This is a genomic window from Type-E symbiont of Plautia stali, assembly GCF_059731115.1.
Genome location: NZ_AP035906.1, coordinates 367,838 through 389,743, shown reverse-complemented (window position 1 = coordinate 389,743; position 21,906 = coordinate 367,838). Strand labels below are relative to the sequence as shown.

Annotated in this window: 21 protein-coding genes; 5 read left to right on the top strand and 16 right to left on the bottom strand. The window is 53.7% G+C overall.

The window, feature by feature from the left end:
- Nucleotides 1-122 precede the first annotated feature (122 nt).
- A complete protein-coding gene (locus tag AC6I8L_RS01725) occupies nt 123-1,187 on the top strand; it encodes an NAD(P)-dependent alcohol dehydrogenase (RefSeq protein WP_034826924.1) in 1,065 nt (354 codons plus the stop codon).
- Here the strand turns inward: AC6I8L_RS01725 and AC6I8L_RS01720 are convergent, their stop codons facing one another.
- From AC6I8L_RS01720 to dnaB, 5 genes are all read right to left on the bottom strand, one after another.
- Nucleotides 1,188-1,544, bottom strand: a complete 357-nt coding sequence (locus tag AC6I8L_RS01720) for an MmcQ/YjbR family DNA-binding protein (RefSeq protein WP_058960078.1) — start codon at nt 1,542-1,544, stop codon at nt 1,188-1,190.
- A gap of 189 nt (nt 1,545-1,733) precedes the next feature.
- Nucleotides 1,734-2,927 carry an amino acid aminotransferase gene (locus AC6I8L_RS01715; RefSeq protein WP_153012282.1) on the bottom strand — a complete coding sequence of 398 codons (1,194 nt, stop codon included), beginning with the start codon at nt 2,925-2,927 and terminating at the stop codon, nt 1,734-1,736.
- A 48-nt stretch (nt 2,928-2,975) separates the two neighbouring features.
- Complete coding sequence (locus tag AC6I8L_RS01710) at nt 2,976-3,590, bottom strand: YitT family protein (protein WP_034826930.1); 615 nt, start codon at nt 3,588-3,590, stop codon at nt 2,976-2,978.
- Between the two features lie 230 nt (nt 3,591-3,820).
- Complete coding sequence (locus AC6I8L_RS01705; RefSeq protein WP_034826932.1) at nt 3,821-4,312, bottom strand: Lrp/AsnC family transcriptional regulator; 492 nt, start codon at nt 4,310-4,312, stop codon at nt 3,821-3,823.
- A gap of 128 nt (nt 4,313-4,440) precedes the next feature.
- A complete protein-coding gene (dnaB, locus tag AC6I8L_RS01700) occupies nt 4,441-5,847 on the bottom strand; it encodes a replicative DNA helicase (protein WP_034826934.1) in 1,407 nt (468 codons plus the stop codon).
- 73 nt (nt 5,848-5,920) lie between these two features.
- On the opposite strand from dnaB, the gene AC6I8L_RS01695 reads away from it, so the two are divergent.
- A complete protein-coding gene (locus AC6I8L_RS01695; protein ID WP_058960076.1) occupies nt 5,921-6,904 on the top strand; it encodes a quinone oxidoreductase in 984 nt (327 codons plus the stop codon).
- Nucleotides 6,905-7,089: 185 nt separating this feature from the next.
- Here AC6I8L_RS01695 and pspG read toward each other — a convergent pair whose 3' ends face one another.
- The 6 genes from pspG to AC6I8L_RS01665 all read right to left on the bottom strand — a co-directional run bounded on the left by pspG (nt 7,090) and on the right by AC6I8L_RS01665 (nt 12,940).
- Nucleotides 7,090-7,356: an envelope stress response protein PspG gene (gene pspG, locus AC6I8L_RS01690; protein ID WP_034826939.1), complete on the bottom strand. Its 267-nt coding sequence runs from the start codon at nt 7,354-7,356 to the stop codon at nt 7,090-7,092.
- 383 nt (nt 7,357-7,739) lie between these two features.
- On the bottom strand, nt 7,740-8,735 hold the full coding sequence (gene dusA, locus AC6I8L_RS01685) for a tRNA dihydrouridine(20/20a) synthase DusA (RefSeq protein ID WP_058960075.1): 996 nt from the start codon (nt 8,733-8,735) through the stop codon (nt 7,740-7,742).
- 91 nt (nt 8,736-8,826) lie between these two features.
- Complete coding sequence (locus AC6I8L_RS01680) at nt 8,827-10,152, bottom strand: MFS transporter (RefSeq protein ID WP_058960074.1); 1,326 nt, start codon at nt 10,150-10,152, stop codon at nt 8,827-8,829.
- Nucleotides 10,153-10,200: 48 nt separating this feature from the next.
- Nucleotides 10,201-11,058, bottom strand: a complete 858-nt coding sequence (locus tag AC6I8L_RS01675; protein ID WP_058960073.1) for an NAD(P)-dependent oxidoreductase — start codon at nt 11,056-11,058, stop codon at nt 10,201-10,203.
- A 20-nt stretch (nt 11,059-11,078) separates the two neighbouring features.
- Nucleotides 11,079-12,083, bottom strand: a complete 1,005-nt coding sequence (locus AC6I8L_RS01670; RefSeq protein WP_058960072.1) for a transketolase family protein — start codon at nt 12,081-12,083, stop codon at nt 11,079-11,081.
- Entirely contained in the window at nt 12,080-12,940 is an 861-nt protein-coding gene (locus AC6I8L_RS01665) for a transketolase (protein ID WP_058960071.1), read from the bottom strand. The genes AC6I8L_RS01670 and AC6I8L_RS01665 overlap by 4 nt, the downstream gene beginning before the upstream one ends.
- A 183-nt stretch (nt 12,941-13,123) precedes the next feature.
- On the opposite strand from AC6I8L_RS01665, the gene AC6I8L_RS01660 reads away from it, so the two are divergent.
- The gene (locus AC6I8L_RS01660; protein WP_058960070.1) at nt 13,124-14,017 is read left to right on the top strand and encodes a LysR substrate-binding domain-containing protein; all 894 of its coding nucleotides are present in this window, start codon (nt 13,124-13,126) and stop codon (nt 14,015-14,017) included.
- A 119-nt stretch (nt 14,018-14,136) separates the two neighbouring features.
- On the opposite strand, the gene AC6I8L_RS01655 is transcribed toward AC6I8L_RS01660, so the two are convergent.
- Nucleotides 14,137-15,387, bottom strand: a complete 1,251-nt coding sequence (locus AC6I8L_RS01655) for a conjugal transfer protein TraF (protein ID WP_058960069.1) — start codon at nt 15,385-15,387, stop codon at nt 14,137-14,139.
- 452 nt (nt 15,388-15,839) lie between these two features.
- Between AC6I8L_RS01655 and zur the strand changes: the two genes are divergently transcribed.
- Nucleotides 15,840-16,361, top strand: a complete 522-nt coding sequence (zur, locus tag AC6I8L_RS01650; RefSeq protein ID WP_034826958.1) for a zinc uptake transcriptional repressor Zur — start codon at nt 15,840-15,842, stop codon at nt 16,359-16,361.
- A 65-nt stretch (nt 16,362-16,426) separates the two neighbouring features.
- Here the strand turns inward: zur and AC6I8L_RS01645 are convergent, their stop codons facing one another.
- From AC6I8L_RS01645 to AC6I8L_RS01630, 4 genes are all read right to left on the bottom strand, one after another.
- The gene (locus AC6I8L_RS01645) at nt 16,427-16,639 is read right to left on the bottom strand and encodes a CsbD family protein (protein WP_034826959.1); all 213 of its coding nucleotides are present in this window, start codon (nt 16,637-16,639) and stop codon (nt 16,427-16,429) included.
- Nucleotides 16,640-16,803: 164 nt separating this feature from the next.
- Complete coding sequence (dinF, locus tag AC6I8L_RS01640; RefSeq protein WP_058960068.1) at nt 16,804-18,126, bottom strand: MATE family efflux transporter DinF; 1,323 nt, start codon at nt 18,124-18,126, stop codon at nt 16,804-16,806.
- A gap of 126 nt (nt 18,127-18,252) precedes the next feature.
- Nucleotides 18,253-18,867, bottom strand: a complete 615-nt coding sequence (lexA, locus tag AC6I8L_RS01635; protein ID WP_034826962.1) for a transcriptional repressor LexA — start codon at nt 18,865-18,867, stop codon at nt 18,253-18,255.
- A gap of 105 nt (nt 18,868-18,972) precedes the next feature.
- Nucleotides 18,973-19,341, bottom strand: a complete 369-nt coding sequence (locus AC6I8L_RS01630) for a diacylglycerol kinase (protein ID WP_034826963.1) — start codon at nt 19,339-19,341, stop codon at nt 18,973-18,975.
- 127 nt (nt 19,342-19,468) lie between these two features.
- Here AC6I8L_RS01630 and plsB point away from each other — a divergent pair, with 127 nt between their 5' ends.
- The gene (gene plsB, locus AC6I8L_RS01625; protein ID WP_058960067.1) at nt 19,469-21,892 is read left to right on the top strand and encodes a glycerol-3-phosphate 1-O-acyltransferase PlsB; all 2,424 of its coding nucleotides are present in this window, start codon (nt 19,469-19,471) and stop codon (nt 21,890-21,892) included.
- Nucleotides 21,893-21,906: the final 14 nt, after the last annotated feature.

The following is a 21,906-nucleotide window of genomic DNA, read 5'->3' as shown; positions in this document are numbered from 1 at the left end:
ATCTCATCCTGCTGACTATCCTTACACAGTTCCTTTTTGGCGTAGCTCGTTACGCCTTTGTCCCTTCAGCTCGCTGAGCGGGATCCCGCAAAACACTCACGACACACCCGATTGGAGACACCATGAATATTACGCATGCCTATGCCGCACAGGACGCGAAAACTAAACTCGCCCCGTTCGACTATAAGCCGCGCGAGCTGCGCGCTCATGATGTGCAGATTGAAGTGTTGTACTGTGGCGTTTGCCACTCTGACCTGCATCAGGCGCGCAACGAATGGAAAAACACCATCTTCCCGGTGGTGCCAGGCCATGAGATCGTTGGGCGCGTTACCGCCGTTGGCGGCCACACTCACAAATACAAAGTGGGCGATCTGGTCGGTGTCGGCTGTATGGTTGACTCCTGCCGCAGCTGTCCAAGCTGCCAGGAAGGACTGGAGCAGTATTGCGAAAACGGTTTTGTTGGCACCTATAACGGTGAAGATCGCGAAACCGGCGCCATCACCTACGGCGGTTACTCCACCAGCATGGTGGTTGATGAAAGCTTTGTGCTGCGCGTGCCGGAAAACCTTGAGCTGGCAGGCGTTGCCCCGCTGCTGTGTGCCGGTATCACCACCTACTCACCGCTGCGTCACTGGAACGTCGGTCCAGGTAAGAAAGTGGGCATCGTCGGTCTGGGCGGCCTCGGCCATATGGGCGTGAAAATCGCGCATGCGATGGGCGCGCATGTGGTGCTGTTCACCACCTCACCATCGAAGATTGAAGACGGTAAGCGCCTGGGTGCTGATGAAGTGGTGATTTCGAAAGATGCTGATCAAATGGCGCAGCACAACAACAGCTTCGATTTCATCCTCAACACCGTGGCTGCTCAGCACGATCTCAACCCGTTTATTGCCCTGCTGAAACGCGATGGCAACATGACGCTGGTGGGCGCGCCAGAGCACGATCATCCGGCTCCACAGGTCTTTAATCTGATCTTCAAACGTCGCAGCATCGCCGGTTCACTGATCGGTGGTATCGCTGAGACACAGGAGATGCTGGATTTCTGCGGCAAGCACGGTATTACTTCAGATATCGAGCTGATCGCCATGAACCAGATTAACGAAGCCTACGAACGTATGCTGAAAAGCGACGTGAAATACCGCTTCGTGATTGATATCAATACCCTGCGTGAAGAGTCAGCGGCTTAATTAGCGCGCGTCTTCATCATGGCTGACGCCCGCCGCGCGCGTGGCGTCAGCCTGTTGCCAGGAAGCCTCCACCAGATAATAAATCTGCGAATCCTTTAGGGATCCATCCAGCCACAGCGTGCTCCAGTGCGACTTATTTAGATGCTCGCTCGGGAATACATCATTGTGCTCTTCGCGCAATAAATCAGCCAGCGCAGGCGAGGTTTTCAACGACAGCGCCGGACGCCCTTTCACCTCATGCACCATGGCAAACAGTACGCCTTCGCTTTTTACCTGTGTGGCATCCCATTCATTTTTATAGCTCTGCTCCGCACCCGATTTGCTCATGCAGTAGGTGAGGAGATCCGAAATGTTCATGCGGTATTCTCCTGGGTAGAGGCCGATGTGAGGCCCGATGACGTCTGCCATCGGCTGCAATACAGACGTCATGACACCGTTTAAGTGTGCAGCAAGTCAGCCAAAGGTAAAGGCGGTGGCACCAGATAACGCGCATAAAAAAACCGCCAGCCCGAAGGCATGACGGTTTTTCTCCTGCTGCGTAGTGCGTTACATCACGGCAGCAAAGGCTTCAGCCACCTGGTTAACGTTACGGCTGTTGAGGCCAGCCACGCACATACGGCCGCTGGCAATCAGATACACGCCGAACTCATCACGCAGACGGTCAACCTGCTGCGCACTTAAACCGGTGTAGCTAAACATACCGCGCTGCTTCAGCAGGTAATCAAAGTTTTTGCCCGGCAGTTTGGTGCTCAATACGTTGACCAGCGTCTGGCGCATTTCGATGATGCGCAGGCGCATGGCTTCCACCTCGGCCAGCCAGTTTTTCAACAGTGCTTCATCGTTCAGTACGCAAGAAACCACCTGCGCACCAAAGTTTGGTGGGCTGGAGTAGTTGCGACGCACGGTGGCTTTCAGCTGACCCAGCACGCGTGCAGATTCTTCTGCGCTCTCGCACACGATGGACAGGCCGCCAACGCGCTCGCCGTACAGCGAGAAGATTTTCGAGAATGAGTTGCTGACCAGTGCTGGCAAGCCCGCAGCCGCAATCGCGCGAATCGCGTAAGCATCCTGCTCCATACCGGCACCAAAGCCCTGATAAGCGATATCGAGGAACGGAATCAGTTCCTGCGCTTTCAATACTTCGGTGGTTTCATCCCACTGTGCGTTGGTCAGATCCGCACCCGTCGGGTTGTGACAGCATGGATGCAGCAGCACGATAGATTGCTTCGGCAACGTTTTCAGCTTGGCAATAAACGCATCAAACTTAACGCCATTGGTTTCTTCGTCGTACCACGGATAAGTCTGTGCGTCGAAACCGGCACCGTTGAAAATCGCGATGTGGTTTTCCCAGGTTGGATCGCTCACCCAAACATTTGAGTTCGGGAAGTAACGCTTGAGGAAATCCGCACCCACTTTCAGTGCGCCAGAGCCACCCAGTGTCTGGATAGAAGCAATGCGACCCGCTTTCAGCATCGGGTGTTCTTTGCCAAACAACAGCGGTGCAATCGCGTTACGGTATGGGCCCAGGCCTTCCATCGGCAGGTAAAGTGACGCCTGATGCGGCTGCGCCTGCAGGCGTTCCTCTGCGGCAGCCACGGCTTGCAACTGAGGAATGATGCCCGCCTCGTTGTAATAGAGACCAATGCTCAGATTCACTTTATTGTCGCGTGGGTCCTGTTTGAAGGTTTCCATCAGCGACAGAATTGGATCGCCAGCATAAGCATCAACGTTTTGAAACACGGTGCAGATCTCCATGATTGGTCATAAATAGTCGGTAAAGAGGCGTCATTAAACCATGTAGCGGCCGGGACGATGATTCATAGCGATGATGAGATTGAGGATCACCGCGCCCGCAATTGAGGCCAAAAGTATCGGCAGCGACACCACGAAAAGCGAAGCGAGTACCACGCAGGTATCTACCGCCATTTGCAGTTTGCCGGCGCGCAGACCGATGCGGTCCTGCAGCCAGAGTGCCAAAATATTGATACCGCCGAGACTGGCTTTGTGACGAAACAACACTATAAACCCAATCCCCATCACCACGTTACCGAACAATGTCGCATAAAACGGATTTAGCGCAGAAAAATGGATGAACATCGGATGCAAGTGTGTGAACAGTGAAACCAGCCCCACTGCGCAGAACGTTTTAATCGTGAATTCCCAGCCCATGCGGCGCACTGCCAGCCAGTAAAACGGCAGATTGATCAGGAAGAATGCGCTACCAAAGGAGAGGTGCGTCAGATAGCTAATCAGGAAGGCGATACCCGCGGTGCTTCCGGTGAGCGCGCCCGCTTGTTTCAGCATCATCACGCCAAAGGAAACCATTAACGTGCCGAGCACTATCGCCAGCGCATCTTCAATACGTGAATGAGGAATTTTAGTGGGTTGAACAACGTTATCCATGGAGTAATCTCAGTGCAAATGATGCGGTTCAAATGCAAAAAACGCACCACATAGGCAGCGCTAAGTCGCCACCTATGGGGTGCCAGCGATTATCCAATTGATATCAAAGGCGCTTTTATTGCAGGTTTTTGTGCATCAAACCAAAATTCAACCGTTGATTCATGCACAAATCTGTTTTCTGGTGCGCGTTATTTGCATTCAATGTGCGTTAATTGCACCAGATTAGCACATCATGCACTTTTTTGGCGCGTTTTGTGCTCGGGGATAATCATCAAGCCGTTCTCTTTTAAACGGCTCAACACCACGGAGGTTTTCACATGGGCCACACTCTGATGGCCGGCCACCAGCTGACTGATCAACGCACTCAGCGAGGCTAAATCAGCCACGGCCACTTTCAGCAGATAATCAGCATCACCGGTGGTTTTGAAGGCATCAACAATCGCATCCTCCTCTGCCACCATGCGATGAAAACTCTCTTCATAATCTGGCGTGTGATTCTTTAAACGCACTTCAATCAAGCCCACCATGCCAAGACCCACCGCGTCCGGCGAGAGCCGTGCGTGATAGCCGAGGATGAGGTTTGCCTGTTCGAGATTGATGCGGCGGCGTGAACATTGAGACGCCGAAAGACCGACTAAATCACTGAGTTCCTGATTGGTAAGGCGGCCGTTAGATTGTAATAGTGTCAATATCTTAAGGTCGTAATCGTCTACCTGAGTCATTCTGCTTCCACAGCGTTATAGGGTGCGCTTTGGTACAGATAACCTGATTAAAGCCAAGGTTGTCCAACACTATTTTCTGATGACGTGAAATGCATGCACAAATCGTGCATGCATCTCGTTGGAAAGGATTATTCGTCGTCGTAAGACGGCCCTGCGTAGTTATCAAAACGCGACCACTGGCCATTGAAGGTCAATCGTACCGTGCCGATAGGGCCGTTACGCTGCTTACCGAGGATGATCTCGGCGATCCCTTTAAGATCGCTGTTTTCGTGATACACCTCATCGCGATAGATGAACATAATCAAGTCAGCATCCTGCTCGATCGAACCCGATTCACGCAGATCCGAGTTCACCGGACGTTTATCGGCGCGCTGCTCCAGTGAGCGGTTAAGCTGCGACAACGCCACCACCGGAACATTCAGCTCTTTCGCTAAGGCCTTGAGCGAGCGCGAGATCTCTGCGATCTCCAGCGTACGGTTGTCCGATAGCGCCGGCACGCGCATCAACTGCAGGTAGTCGATCATGATCAGGCTTAAACCGCCATTCTCACGAAACACGCGGCGCGCGCGCGAACGCACTTCCGTGGGCGTCAGACCAGAAGAATCATCGATAAACATGTTCTTCTTCTCAAGCAGGATGCCCATGGTGGCAGAGATGCGCGCCCAATCTTCGTCTTCCAGCTGGCCGGTACGAATGCGCGTCTGGTCCACGCGCGACAATGACGCCAGCATACGCATCATCAGCTGTTCGCTGGGCATCTCCAGACTGAAAATCAGCACCGGTTTGTCCTGTAGCATCGCGGCGTTTTCGCACAGGTTCATGGCGAAAGTGGTTTTACCCATCGACGGACGCGCCGCCACGATGATCAAATCTGAACCCTGCAAACCGGCGGTCTTTTTGTTGAGATCCTGATAGCCGGTATCCACTCCGGTGACACCATCGTGCGGGGTCGACACCAGCGCTTCAATACGCGATACCGTGGCTTCCAGAATTTGCTCAATGTTCTGCGGGCCTTCTGCTTTATTGGCGCGCTGTTCAGCAATCTTAAAGACGTTGGATTCTGCGAAATCGAGCAAATCTTCACTGCTGCGCCCCTGCGGATCGTAACCGGCATCAGCAATTTGGTTCGCGACCGAGATCATTTGGCGCACAACGGCACGTTCACGCACGATATCCGCATAAGCGCCGATGTTCGCCGCACTTGGCGTGTTTTTCGCCAGCTCTGCCAGATAAGCAAAGCCACCGGCCATCTCCAGCTCGCCCAGTGTTTCCAGCGATTCAGAGAGCGTAATAAGGTCAATCGGCTGGCCCATTTCCAGCAGACGCTGCATCTCAGAGAAGATCATGCGGTGCGAACGGTTGAAGAAATCATCCGCCACCACGCGCTCGGAGACGTTATCCCAGCGTTCGTTATCCAGCATCAACCCACCGAGCACCGACTGCTCCGCTTCAATAGAGTGCGGCGGCATTTTCACGCCTTCCAGCTGACGATCGCGGGGTTCGTTGGATTTGTTGGTGGGTTTATTTCCTGCCATAGTGAATGCATTACCGATCGTGAAAGGGACGCGCAAGTATACCGTCCCAGGATGAACAATCACAGGAGTCAGAATGGCAAAGCGTATTCAGTTCAACCAACACGGTGGCCCGGAGGTACTGCAATGGGTCGATTTTGAGCTGGCCGATCCCGCCGAATATGAGGTTCAGGTCGAAAATAAGGCGATTGGCATCAACTATATCGACACCTATGTGCGCAGCGGGCTCTATCCGGTGACAGCTTTCCCGTCCGGGCTGGGCACTGAAGCCGCTGGCGTGGTGAAACGCGTTGGCTCAGGCGTGACGCGCTTTAAGCCCGGCGATCGCGTGGTCTATTGTCAGGCTGCGCTGGGTGCCTATAGCGAAATGCATAACGTGGCGGAAGAGCGCCTGGTGATCCTGCCGGAGAGCATTAGCTTTGAACAAGGTGCTGCCTCGTTTTTGAAAGGCTTAACCGTGCAGTATTTGCTGCGTCAGACCTACAAAGTGAAAGCCGATGAAATCTTCCTGTTCCATGCCGCAGCGGGCGGCGTGGGACTGATTGCCTGTCAGTGGGCTAAAGCGCTGGGCGCGCATCTGATTGGTACCGTGGGCTCCGCCGAAAAAGCGCAGATTGCAAAAAATGCCGGTGCCTGGGCGACCATTAACTATCGCGAGGAGAATATCGCTCAGCGCGTCAGTGAATTGACTGACGGTGAAAAGGTCGCGGTGGTGTATGACTCGGTGGGGAAAGACACCTGGGAGCCTTCTCTCGATAGCCTGCGTCGTCATGGCTTAATGGTGAGTTTTGGTAATGCCTCGGGCCCCGTCACCGGCGTTGATCTTGGGATTCTGAACAAGAAAGGTTCGCTGTTTGTCACACGCCCTTCGCTGTTTGGTTACATTACCAATCGTCAGGAACTGGATAATGCCAGCAACGAGTTGTTCTCGTTAATTGCCAGTCGTGCGATTCAGCTGAAGGTACCAGAAGAGCAGAAATTTGCCTTGAGCGATGCGGTGCGCGCGCATCAGGTTCTTGAGAGCCGCGCCACGCAAGGTTCCAGCTTGCTGATTCCCTAAAAAGTTAAGGGCTTCCCGAAGGAAGCCCTTTTTTCTTTCTTTTTATAGTTCGCGCTGGTGTAGGGTCAGCGGCGATGAATTCGTTTTGAATTACTTTACGCATCCTGACAGAAAACATAAGTAAAAAATATGTTTAATTGCAGATTCGTACTAAGCAATTACCGACTCTGTGATCGCTCCCGCATTTAGCGCCAACCACGCCGCTCTAACTTACTGATTTTTCTTTTCAGTCTGTTCAATTTCACTTCACCGCTCGGTGTCGTAAAGGCGCGATAAAGCCACACGGCGACCACCGCCAACACCAGCCACGGTAACAACTTGATAACAAGCGCGAATAAGCCGCCGAGGAACATCACAACGGTGGCAACAACCAATGCAGCGATAACGCCCAGCAGTGAAACGCCAGTCAGTAACAGCATCAGAAAAAAGCCGATAACAAATAAAATTTCCACGAAGGCTCTCCTGTGTAAGTAACACAGAATGTATTACAAGATACGTGCCAATATAGGCATACGGTTAATACATTGAAAAATAAGATGTTATATTCAGAGGAGGTATTTCAGCAGTGATGAAATTCACTAATTATTGGTGCATTTTAAACCGTATTAACGGCAGGGATGCTCCTCTGAAGGGACAGAAATGGCCCGTCAGAAAAGCAAAGCTTCCGCGCCAGAGACAAATACGCTGAGAGCGATTTCAGCCATGCGCAGCATCGGGCCGTTTCCCAAAAATGGGGCGAAGGTTCGCGCGGCAGATCGGCACAGAGGTGCTTTCCCTGGCGTTCGGACTGCCCTTTTATGGCCGGGCACACCGGCCCACCGCGACTCACCTACAATCAGGCTTCCTGTGGAATCTTATCCGCGACCAGCGCCAGTGCCGCTTCCAGCACCCGTACATCGGCACCCGGCTTATGGGCATTCTCACTTAAATGACGACGCCACTGGCGCGCACCAGGAATGCCCTGGAACAGGCCCAGCATATGGCGTGTAACGTGCCCCAGATAGGTGCCTTTGCTCAGCTCCGCTTCGATGTAAGGGTACATCGCACGCACCACCGCGACCGGATCGACAGACGGCGTATCGCGGCCAAACAGTTCACGATCCACTTGCGCCAGGATGCCGGGGTTCTGATACGCTTCACGGCCCATCATCACACCATCCATATGCTGCAAATGCGTTTTCGCCTCTTCCAGCGTCTTGATGCCGCCGTTAATCGCCATGGTCAGCGCCGGAAAATCACGCTTCAGTTGATAGACACGCGGATAATCCAGCGGCGGAATCTCACGGTTCTCTTTCGGGCTTAAACCAGAAAGCCATGCCTTACGCGCATGGATAATAAAGGTATCGCAGTTGCCCTTATCGGCCACCGTACCAATGAAATCACACAGAAATGCGTAGCTGTCCTGCTCATCAATTCCGATACGGGTTTTCACTGTCACCGGAATACTGACCACATCGCGCATCGCTTTAATGCAATCTGCAACCAGCGCGGCGTCAGCCATCAGACAGGCACCAAAGCGCCCATTCTGCACGCGATCGGATGGGCAACCGACGTTAAGGTTAATCTCGTCGTAACCGCGCGCTTCCGCCAGCTTCGCACATTGCGCCAGGGCTGCCGGATCGCTGCCGCCCAACTGCAGCGCCAGCGGATGCTCCTCTTCGCTGTAAGCCAGATAATCGCCTTTGCCGTGAATAATGGCGCCCGTGGTCACCATTTCGGTATACAGCAGCGTATCGCCGCTCAGCTTACGGTGAAAATAACGGCAGTGGCGATCGGTCCAGTCCAGCATCGGAGCGATAGAAAAACGTTGCGAAGAGAAAGTATCGGTCATGAAACGCAGTAAATCCGGAGTTAGTGAGTGACGAGAAACTGCGCAATGATACCACAGCAATAACGGGCGACACAGCCGCCCGTTATTTCACTCACACCGTCGGGGCTGTTGAGGTTGATGAGGCTGGCAGAGAGGGCTCGCCCACTTTCACCGGCGCGGTTTCCCGTGTGTTGAAGGCGACCCAGGTTGAAATGACACCCAGTAACGAGAACATCACCGCCGGTCCGATCCAGCCGACCATGCCATACACGCCTGTTGCGATGAACGGCAACAGCCCCGCGACCACGGAAGCGCCGTTGTAGCCCAATGAAATACCCGAGGAGCGGACGTTAGCCGGAAACTGTTCGGAGAACCAACTCGACTCTACGGCAAATATCGGGTCATGGCTAAAGAGCAGAGACATAGCGACAGCGACGATCACCATCATCACTGCACCGGTGTTGATCAGCATAAACATGGGGATGCCAAACAGAATGGTGAAGATGGCGCCAATCAGGAATATTGGGCGACGTCCCACCTTATCACTTAGCGCGCCATACAGCAGATGGCTGCCGAGCCCCAGCGCTGAACCAATCAACGTGCCCCATAACACATGGCGCGTATCTGTGATTTCCGCCAGCACCACATAGGACAACATAAAACTGGTCGTGATGTAGTAGCCACCCGTCTCTGCCAGGCGTAGCCCCATAATTTTGACGATGGTGCGCCAGTCGCGACGAATGACCTCCAGCGCGGGCTGTTGCACAATCTGCTTATCTGCTTTGGCTTTCTCGAATTCCGGCGATTCCGCGACCTGCATTCGGATAAAGATGCCAATGGCCACCATCACAAAAGAGATCAGGAACGGCATGCGCCACACCCAATCACCTTCAAACAGTGCCGCAGAGAGCAGGAAAGAGCCATTCGCCAGCAGCAGGCCAAGCGGTATCCCGAGTTGCGGTACTGCACCATAGAAACCGCGCTTTTTCACGGGCGCATGCTCAAATGCCATTAACACCGCGCCGCCCCACTCTGCGCCGAATCCGATCCCCTGGATCATGCGTAATAAGATCAACAAGATCGGTGCCAGCACGCCAGCCTGCTCATAGGTTGGCAACGCACCGATCAATACGGTGGCACCGCCCATGGCCAGTAATGACCAGAACAGCACGGTTTTTCGGCCATAGCGATCGCCGAAATGACCGGCGAGGTAGCCGCCAAACGGGCGCATCAGGAAGCCGACCGCTAAAGTGGCGAATGCCGCCAGAATGCCGACGATAGGCTCTTGCGTGTGGAAAAAGATCTTACCAAACCAGGCTGCAGCGGCGGTGCCGTAGATAAAGAAATCATAGCTCTCCACCGCTGAGCCAATCATTGAGGCGAAAGAGACTTTCGCCGCATTGTCGCGGGTGTTTGCAGGTACAGAAGTCGTGTTCATGTGTTACCCCGGTATTATCGTATTTTTCGGGCAGCAGTGATGGAGCGGTTAATTTGCAGGTTTGCTCCAGGTCTCGATCACTCTGCTGTCATCACGTTGCCCCAATCCGGCTTCTGCTGCCGCCAGATAACGAGCATGAGCGACCTGTAACAGCGGAACCTCAGCGTGGCAGGCGGTCGCCGCCTCTGCCACTAACCCGCTATCTTTGACAAAGATGTTGATGGCGCTGGAGACCGAGACATCTGTCCCCTCCAGCATGCGCGGACCACGATCTGACAACATCCACGATCCCGCCGCGCCGCGCTCGACCAGTTTCAATACCTGAGCGGGTGCTAACCCCAGCGACTTTGCCATACTTAGCGCCTCCGCGGCTGCCACAATATGCACCGAGCAAAGGTGCTGATTGATCACCTTGATCCCCTGCCCCTCGCCAACCTCGTCACCCACGATCGACACCGATCCCATGGTTTTGAGTATCGGCTCAACAAAGGCAATGGCGGCAGGTGCGCCGGAGGCAAAGATCACTAACTCACCGGTGCTGGCGCGGGCGGTTCCGCCCGTGACCGGTGCATCCACGACCTGCGCACCGGCAGCAATCAGTGAAGAAGCCGCCTCACGTACCGCCTGCGGCCCGACAGTGGACATGATGACCCAGTGCTGACCAGCCACCTGCGGCAGCGCTTCCGCCACCAGCGCCTGCAGCTGTTGTGGCGTGGCGACCATCACCACCACTACATCCGCTTCAGGTGCTTCTGCAATGCGACTAACCGCTTCAATCCCCTGCGCCTGAGCACGCTGGCGCGACGCTTCAAACACATCCACTCCGATTACCGCATGCCCTGCACGCTGAATCTGGCAAGCCATAGGAACACCAATTGCCCCGGTGCCGACAAATATCACCTTCATGCTGTTCTCCTTTCGCGCCGTTATGCCAGCCAGACGCGAATCGCGCTGACCATCGCTTCTGTGGAAATGCCGTAGCGGTCGTGCAAAGTGGGCAGCGCACCCGCATCCAGGAACTGATCGGGCAAGCCGATTTGACGAAACACGGGCATGACCTGCGCATGCATTAACGTGGTCGCCACCGCCTCACCCAAACCGCCGACCAGGCTATGGTTCTCAACCACCACCACTAAACGCCCGGCACGGCGGCACTGGGTGATAATGGTTTCAGTGTCCAGAGGCTTGATGGTCGGTACGTGCAATACCGCAACATCGACGTTATCGGCTGCCAGCGCTTTTGCTGTCTCCAGTGCTCGCATTGTCATAATCCCACTGGAAATCAGCAGCACATCACGGCCATCGCGCAGCAATTTGGCTTTGCCCAGTTCGAATTGATAATCGTATTCGTTCAGCACCAGCGGCACCTTACCGCGCAACAGACGCATATAAACCGGCCCCTGATGGTCAGCGATAGCGGCAACGGCTTGCTCCGTGTCCAGCGCATCACAAGGATCAACAATGGTCATGCCCGGAATACCCCGCATCAGCGCGATATCTTCAGTGGCCTGATGGCTTGGGCCGTAGCCGGTGGTTAACCCCGGCAGCGCAGCGCAGATTTTCACATTCAGCTGCTCTTCCGCGATCACCTGATGGATAAAGTCGTAGGCACGACGCGTGGCAAACACCGCATAGGTGGTCGCAAATGGCGTCATGCCCTCCTTCGCCATGCCACCGGCTGCGCCCATCAATAGCTGCTCTGCCATGCCCATCTGGAAATGACGTTCTGGATAGGCCTGGGCGAAGATATGCAAATCGGTGTATTTGGACAGGTCGGCAGTCAACCCAACGATCGACGGCCGGGTCGCAGCGGCTTTGACCAGCGCATGACCAAAGGGCGCAGCAACCGTGGCTTGTCCTTCTGCGGCAATTGAGGCAATCATCGCCGACGTTGTCAGGCGTGGCTTTTTCTCTGTGGTGATGCTGCTCATTGCGTGGCCTCCTGAGCCTGATCGAGGATGGTGATGGCCTGTTGCCACTCGTCAGCATCCACACGAATAAAATGATTCTTTTCACGCGCTTCCAGGAATGGCACGCCTTTACCCATTAGCGTGTCCAGCAGAATGACGCGCGGCTTGGGTTCGCTTAACGCGCGTGCCCGATCAAATGCCTGCTTCACAGCAGCAATGTCATTGCCATCCACACGCTGTACATGCCAGCCAAACGCCTGCCACTTATCTGCCAGCGGTTCAAATCCCATGACTTTGCCAGAGGGGCCATCTGCCTGCTGCTGGTTGATATCCACCATGACGATCAAATTACTCAGTTGATGATGTGCCGCCCCCATCGCAGCTTCCCAGGTTGCCCCTTCATCCAGTTCGCCATCCGACATCGAGTTGTAAACAAAAGCCGGATTTCCTTTATGACGCAATGCCAATGCCATACCGACACCAATCGTCAGCCCCTGTCCGAGCGATCCGCCTGAAATTTCCATGCCTGGCGTGTAGGTCGCCATGCCAGACATTGGTAAGCGACTATCATCAGATCCATACGTTTCCAGCTCCTCCACAGGAATCACGCCCGCTTCAATCAACGCCGCATAAAGTGCAATCGCATAGTGGCCGTGGGAAAGCAGAAAACGATCGCGGCCTTCCCATTCGGGTTCTTCCGCGCGGTAATTCATCGCATGGCACCATGCCACGGCCAGCATATCAGCCAGTCCCAGAGCCTGGCCGATATAGCCTTGCCCCTGTACTTCGCCCATTTGCAACGCGTAGCGACGAATACGATAAGCGTGCTGTGACAGCCGCTGTGTAAGGCTCAATTCCGGTTCTGCAAGAGTCGTCATATCTGTTCCTGAAAGAAGAGAAAATCAGCAGAGTTGGCAAGCAGAAGAGCGATCTGTCATGGTGAAAGCTGCAGCGGATTCACGTGCCATTTTCACCTGCTTGCCGTTTAGCAGCAGATTACTCAGCCTTGGCGCCTGCCGACAAAAGCAAAAAATGCATCAACTGTTGAATGGGATTCACAAATGACATTATTAAAAAAAGCCCCACTGTCACTGTTGCGCGCGTTTGAAGCCGCAGGCCGCACAGGGGCATTTACCGCCGCAGCGCAAGAGTTGGATTTGTCGCCTAGCGCCATTAGTCATGCGATTCGTAAGCTGGAGGAGACGCTCGACACGCGCCTGTTTCAGCGCAGTACGCGCGAAATCATGCTAACCAAAGAAGGGGCAATCTTGCTGGAACATATCCAGCGGGGATTTGATGAGATGCAGCGTGGGCTTTCGCTCGTCACTGCTGATGAATCGCGGCCACTGCGTCTGCACACCGCGCCAAGCTTTGCCCATCAGTGGCTATTACCCCGCCTGGGAAGCTTTATTGCCGCACACCCACATATTGATCTGCGTCTTTCAGCCAGCACCGAATATGCGCGCTTTGAGCAGGATGACTATGATTTAGATATTGTTTATGGCGAGCCGCGTCCTTCGCCTTACGAGAAAATCCCGCTGGCCGTGGAGGAATTAACACCGCTTTGCTCACCAGAGATTGCCGCACGCATCCGCTGCCCGGAGGACCTCTATCACCAATCGTTGATTCAGTGCGATGTGCAACTCTACCAATGGAAGGGCTGGTTTGAAGCCAATTACCTGACGCCTCCGCGCCATTATGGTTTGCGCTTTGACCGCAGTTTTATGGCGATTGCCGCTGCCGTTGATGGTCTGGGAGTGGTGCTGGAATCCAAATTATTAGCAGAACGAGAGCTTGCCAGTGGGCGCTTAGTTTGTCCGCTGATTGAGACCACCCAGGAGATTCACTATATCGGCCATTACCTGGTGTTCCCACGGCATCAGCATCGCCACTTTGCGTTAGATAGCTTTAAAGATTGGCTACTTTCCCAGTTGAATCTGGCACAGTTTCGCTGATTGATAACGATCACAAATTCTGCGCCCAGGAATGAAACAGGCCGCCAATGGCGACCTGTTTTTGTGAGCATGTTCACGCCATTTAAGGGTGAATGTTAGCGTGATGTGAAATGACGCAATCAGAAGTTAAATCCGAGCTGCAGCATGCCGCCCCAGGTATTATCGTCACCCACTGAACCAGCAAGATCCAGATGCACCGTGTTGTTAAACGGTGAAACGCCCAGACCTGCGGTAACCACATTGGCATCATTTGATTTCATATCCGCACGATAACCCGCGCGCAGTGCTAACCAATCCAGCACGCGATACTCGGCCCCCACTCCCGCATATTGGCTGCTTTCTTCCGATTTGAAACGCTTGGTTTGCGTCAAATCAACATCGCCTGCCAGGGTGAACGCGCCGTAGTTCCAGGCCAGACCTGACGTGACCAGCGGACGGATTTGATAGGTATCGCGGTAGCCTTCCACTGTTTTGGTGTCGATGTCGCGTGAGATCAGGTTCTGCCCTGTCACACCCAACGTCCAATGCTCACCAAAGTCGGTCGCGATGCCTGCATCAATATTGAAGCCGGTATCGGAACTGCGGTATTGGCTGTTGTTGATATTACTTTTATCAAAGTTATAAATACTGGCGGTGTAGTTATACAGCCAGGTTTTTTGCAGCTTTGGTGTCACGCCCACAGAAACCGGATGGCCAGCGACATCAAATTCATGTGCCAGTGCCACACCATAGTCCGTGACTAGTGCTGCCAGACCATGACCGCTCGAACTCAGTTTATCCTGATCACCTGGCACGGGGATCACCGTGCCGTTAGCCACACCGCGCAGATAGGTAATATCGCTGCCCACAACGTTAGCCTGCACACTGGCCGTGCCGTAGGCTTTGGTAATAAAGGCAAAAGGCAGTGTTTCATTCGGTACAGTAACAGCAAAAGCGACACCCGCAGTACCGTGTGCTTTATCACCCTTTAAGTCATCCAGCTGATTAGCCATATCACCAGCCGCAGCCTTTAACTCCGGATAACCTCTTAAATAGTCGGCAAACGTCAGGTTGTCGATCACGTTTTTGTAGCGATCAACACTGTCCGTGATGTCATCAACTTTGTTAATTAATTTGTCTTTGTCGGTAACCTGCACACCGGCTGAAGGGAATATGACGCTGACATTATCTTCAGGTTTGGCTTTGGTCATCAATGCCGGGTTAGCCAGCACCGCTGAACTCCAGGTTGACGAAGCGACGCCGGTGCCACCCATGGCATCGTTACGCGCGTCATACCATGTACCTGCTGCCAGAGCTGAAGAAGAAAGAAATACTGCATTCAAACCAACAAGATAAGCTACTTTTTTGTGCCTGAATAATGTCTTCACCATGAGCCTGCCATCACCTTTGAAATGTCGCTGAATAACTCAGAAACGAAACAGTTTAGTTAGCCGCTATTCTGAACCCTGGCTAACGCATCATTGCTGTGAATTAAAAGGAAATAGCACTGCTGTTCGCAGAATTGGATACAACCACACCATTCTGCTGTTTAGTTATGCAGAAAAATGAACAAAACCTAAATTGATGCCAGATATTACTTAAGACCTTTTGAACCTTAGACGCTAACCCGGTGAGTTGCAAAGCAAAAATAGCGTGATAATTACGCTATATGACTGATCTCATAGAGGGTCTGAAATGAGCAGTTTTATCAGCACAACAGGAAGGTTAAGTTAATTTATTGATTAACGGGATTTTTCCAGGTCTTTAACCGGGTAAAAAGCAATCACAGCAGGGTAAAAGTTTGTGTGATAAAATAACATCGCCTGCAACCTGGAGAACACTTATGTCAAACCTCACGCCCGCACAACTGCTTACTCAGGCAGAATCCCTTTGCCTTGACCGCGGCGTGCGCCTGACCACTCAACGCGCTGAAGTGTTGCGTTTAATGGCTGAGCAGAATGGTTCGATCAGTGCTTACGATCTGCTGGATCAACTTCGCATCAGCGAGCCGCAGGCTAAACCTCCGACCATTTACCGCGCGTTGGATTTTCTGCTGGAGCAGGGTTTTATTCATCGTGTCGAATCAAACAACAGTTATGTGGTTTGCCACCATTTCGACGAGCCTGCGCATACTTCGGTGATGCTGGTGTGTGATGGTTGTGCGGCAGTCAGTGAAAAACACGCACACGGCGTAGAAAAGATTATTTCGGGATTGGCCGATCAGGCCGGTTTCTCATTGCGCCACACGGTTATTGAAGCCCATGGTTTGTGCGAGAACTGCGCAGAAGTCGCAGCATGCAATCATCACGATAGCTGCGATCACGATCATGAGATTGATACGAAAAAGAGAGTGAGAAAAGGGTGAGTGGCACTTCCTTGTGCCTTGCCGACGGGTGATCGGCGGGGTAGGAGCATCTTCCTTAATTCCGGTTACCAGCGGTAATCTTTATTGTGACTTTCCCAGTCTTTCACTTCGCTTTCGGCCTGGTCTTTCGCGTAGCCGTAGCGTTCCTGAATTTTACCGACAAGCTGATCGCGCTTACCTTCGATGACCGTCATATCGTCATCCGTCAGCTTGCCCCACTTCTCTTTCATTTTCCCTTTAAACTGCTTCCAGTTACCGCTCGCTTCGTCTTTGTTCATCATAATCCTCCACATCATCCTGAGTGAGATGCGATGATCTCCTGATAAATCAGGTAATCACCCACACAACGCGCTACTCAATTGCGCCGTTTGAGATAATTATAGTAGCCAGATAGGATTACGCAAAAAAATACAGAATAATCTGTAGGTTACGCTTCGCTTATTCAAACAGTGAACCAGCTGTCGTGTCGCCAGTGGCGTCGCCACATCCACCAGAGCGTCAAGCCACGCAAGGCAAGAAACACCGTCACCGCCAGCCATAAGCCGTGATTACCGAGCCACGGGAGTGTCAGTAAGGCAAGCCCATAACCCACTGCCGCCATCATCATGCTGTTGCGCATTTCGCGCCCGCGCGTGGCGCCGATAAACATACCGTCCAGCAGATAACACCAGACACCGATCAGCGGCAGAATCACCTGCCAGCCAAGATAGCGATCGGCCATCTCTCGCAGTGGCTCAAGCGAGGTGAGCAACGCCACAATTTGGGGGCCGGTTATCGCATAGATGGCTGCGAACGCCAGGGCAACGATACCAGCCTGACGGCAGGCAGCATGCCAAATCAGTAATAAGCGACTGCGATCTCGCGCCCCCACCGCTTCACCGGAGCAGGCCTCCACGGCATAGGCAAAACCATCCAGCGCATAGGCCGTAAACGTCAGGAACATCAGCAGTACGGCATTCACCGCAACAACATCTGGCCCTAAACGCGCGCCCAGCAAGGTGAGTGACGCGAAACAGATTTGCACCATCAGCGAACGCAGCATGATGTCGCGGTTGAGCCGGAACAGGCGTGCCGCATCACCACGCCAGCTCTGTTTTAGCTGGTTGAAAGAAATGCCGCGCAACTTAAGCACACGTACCACCATCCATAACCCCACACCCAGCGTGACGTACTCTGCCACCGCCGTTGCCGCCGCCGCACCTGCAACGCCCCAGTGAAGCTTCAGCACAAACAGGAGATCGAGCAGGATATTCACCAGGTTACCGACAATGAGCAGCACCATCGGCGCTCGCGCATATTGCACGCCAAGCAACCAGCCCAAAATCACCAGATTGGCTAAGGTCGCCGGTGCGCTAAGCCAGCGAATGTTGATAAAAATTTGTGCCTGGTGCTGCACTTCCGGGCTGCCGCCCATTAATGAGGCTGCGATCAAACTAAAGGGCGCGCGCAGTAATAAAAACAGCACGCCCGCCACCAGGGCGATCAGCAGAGGTTGCGTCAACGCCCGCGCTAAGGCGGTTTTATCGTTCGCGCCAAACGCCTGCGCAGTCAAACCCGTGGTGCTCATGCGCAGGAACAACAGCAACATAAAGATGAAACTGGTCGCCGTTGCACCTACCGCCACGCCACCGAGGTAAATGGGGCTATCGAGATGGCCAATCACTGCCGTATCGACGACACCGAGCAGCGGAACGGTAATATTGGAGAGAATCATCGGCAGCGCCAGCCGCCACAATGCTTTATCTGAGGAGGAAAACAGCCGCATTCGCCCGTTCCATTGTTGCGCTGGTCAATAGGACCATTAACCGACAATCAGCCTGAGGAGGAAAATCAATGTATCAGACTGCGGTCAGCACAGCGACCAACCGCAGCGGGGGAATTCAATGAGAGATTAAAGCCATTCGCCGTTACGTACGATGCCCACAGCCAAACCTTCAACGGTCAGAGCCTGCTCACGGGTATCGACCACAATCGGCTGGAATTCGGTGTTTTCTGGCAGCAAATGCACAATGGCACCCTGCTTTTTCCAGCGTTTGACGGTCACTTCATCATCAATGCGCGCCACCACAACCTGACCATTACGGACTTCCTGGGTTTTATGCACTGCAAGCAAGTCGCCGTCCATAATCCCGATGTCTTTCATCGACATACCACTCACCCGCAGCAGAAAATCGGCGGTAGGTTTAAACAGATTGGCATCAACCTGATAGTGCGCTTCGATGTGCTCTTGCGCCAGCAGCGGCTCACCGGCGGCCACGCGACCGATCAGCGGCAACCCTTCGGAGACTTCTTCTTCCATTAGCAGGCGGATGCCGCGAGATGCACCGGATACAATCTCGATGACGCCTTTACGCGCCAGTGCTTTCAGGTGTTCTTCCGCAGCATTGGGCGAGCGAAAACCCAGTTGCGCAGCAATTTCCGCACGCGTTGGCGGCATGCCGGTCTGGTTAATGTGGTCGCGAATCAGATCATAGACCTGTTGCTGCCTGGTGGTTAACGCTTTCATCCCGCCCCCTGGTTGTTTATACAGTCGCTGTGAGTATATACAGGTATTGGCGAAATGAAAACCAAAACAGAGGGAAAAATCAGCGGTTTGAAGATTCTGGAATACTTATCGCAAATGCGACCAGAGCAGTGCGATCCAGACAAACAGAGCCAGTAAGATAGCCAGCAACACCGCCGCTGAGCCCATATCTTTTGCTCGTCCGGCTAAAGGATGACGCTCTTGCCCAATGCGGTCCACCACCGCTTCAATGGCGCTATTCAGGATTTCAACGATGATCACCAGCACCACGGAGCCAATCATCAGCACACGGGAAATCGCATCAACATCCAGCCAGCAAGCCACCACAATCGCCACCAGTGCAGCAATGGCTTCCTGACGAAATGCGGCTTCATGTTTCCAGGCGGCGCGCAAGCCCTGCCAGGAATAACCGGCTGCATTCACTATTCTTTGAATACCGGTGACGTTATTTGCCATGCTTTGGAACCCTTGATGTGATTTGGCGTCAATATGTGGGCTATCTGAGGTCGTGTAAGCCACAGATCTTCGTTGCACTTTCTGGTATGCTTGCCGCGCTTTGCTAACAAGAGGCTTTAAGTTGTCTATGTCAGGTTGGCGTAAACTTTATTACAAACTATTGAATTTACCACTCTCTTTTTTGGTAAAGAGTAAGGTCATTCCGACCGATCCTGTCTCAGAACACGGGATCGATCCGACTCGTCCAGTGATGTATGTTTTGCCTTATGATTCAAAGGCTGACCTGCTCACTCTTCGGGCACAGTGCCTGAAACATGATCTGCCCGATCCGCTGGCTCCGCTGGAGATCGACGGCACGCTACTGCCGCGTCACGTGTTTATTCATGATGGCCCACGCGTATTCCCCTATTTCGTTGCCAATCCTGAGTCGGTGAAGCTATTCCACGACTATCTCGATTTGCACCGCAGTAACCCTGATCTCGACGTACAGATGTTACCAGTTGCGGTGATGTTTGGTCGTGCGCCGGGACGCGAAATCCAGGGAGAAGATACGCCACATCTGCGCATCCTTAATGGTGTAGAGAAATTCTTCGCCATTTTGTGGCACGGACGTGACAGCTTTGTGCGCTTCTCGCCGACCGTTTCCCTGCGCCAGATGGCGACGGAGCACGGTACGGATAAGTCGATTGCCCAGAAGCTGGCACGCGTGGCTCGCATTCACTTCGCGCGTCAGCGCCTGGCTGCTGTAGGCCCACGTCTGCCTGCGCGTCAGGATCTGTTCAACAAGCTGCTGCAATCCAAAGCGATTGAAAAAGCGGTTGAAGACGAAGCGCGCAGCAAAAAAATCTCGCACGAGAAAGCCCAGCAGAATGCTGTTGAGATGATGGAAGAGGTCGCAGCGAACTTCTCGTATGAGGCCATTCGCGTCACAGACCGCGTGATGGGCTGGCTGTGGAGCCGCCTTTATCAGGGCATCAACGTCAACGGTGGCGAGCGCGTGCGTCAGCTGGCGCAAGATGGCCATGAGATTGTGTATGTGCCCTGCCATCGCAGCCACATGGACTATCTACTGCTCTCTTACGTGCTCTACCATCAGGGGCTGGTGCCGCCACACATCGCGGCCGGCATCAACCTGAACTTCTGGCCAGCAGGTCCGATTTTCCGTCGTCTGGGTGCTTTCTTTATCCGCCGTACCTTCAAGGGCAACAAACTCTATTCCACGGTGTTCCGTGAATATCTCGGCGAGCTGTTCAGCCGCGGTTATTCGGTAGAGTACTTTGTTGAGGGTGGACGCTCGCGTACGGGCCGACTGCTGGATCCTAAAACCGGCACCCTGTCCATGACGTTGCAAGCGATGCTGCGTGGCGGTAGCCGTCCGATTACGTTTGTTCCGATCTACATAGGCTATGAACACGTCATGGAAGTGGGTACTTACGCCAAAGAGTTACGTGGCGCGGCCAAAGAGAAAGAGAGTTTCCTGCAGATGGTGCGCGGGTTACGTAAACTGCGCAATCTTGGCCAGGGCTACGTTAACTTCGGCGAACCCCTGCCGTTGATGAACTATCTGAACAAAAACGTGCCGGAATGGCGTGATGCGATCGATCCGATTGAACCACAACGCCCGGCATGGATGACGCCGACCGTAAATGATATTGCGGCACGTCTGATGGTGCGTATTAACGAAGCCGGTGCCGCCAACGCCATGAACCTGTGCGTCACCGCGCTGCTGGCTTCTCGTCAGCGTTCCCTGACGCGTGAGCAGTTGATTGAGCAACTGGAATGCTACACCCAGCTGCTGCGTAACGTGCCTTATTCACCGGAAGCGACTGTGCCGGAGATGAGTGCTGAAGCGCTGCTTGATCACGCCATGGGCATGAACAAGTTCGAGACGGAACAAGACAGCATTGGCGATATCATCATTCTGCCGCGCGAGCAGGCCGTCCTGATGACCTACTACCGTAACAACATCCACCACATGCTGGTCATGCCATCGCTGATTGCCGCTATTGTGCAGCAGCATCGTGAGATCAGTGAGGCGGAGCTGCTGCGTCAGGTGAGTCTGGTTTACCCGATGCTGAAGAGTGAGCTGTTCCTGCGCTGGGATAACGCAGAGCTGCCAGGCGTGCTGAATGCCCTCTGTGCTGAGATGGCGCGACAAGGCCTGATTACCGAGCATGATGGGCAGTTACGCATGAATCCGGCCCGCCATCGTTCATTGCAACTGCTGGCTGCCGGTATCCGTGAAACGCTGCAGCGTTTTGCCATCACCTTCGCCATTCTGAGTGCCAAGCCGACGATTAACCGCGGCACGCTGGAGAAAGAGAGCCGCACGCTGGCGCAGCGTTTGTCGGTGTTGCATGGCATTAACGCGCCAGAGTTCTTCGACAAAGCAGTGTTTACCGCGCTGGTGCTGTCACTGCGTGATGAAGGCTACATCAGTGATTCAGGCGATGCCGATGCGGAACGCACCCACATTATGTGGCAGATGCTGGCAGAGCTGGTGACCAGTGATGTCCGTCTGACCATTGAAAGTGCTGTAGCCCACGAATAACGTCGGGCATAAAA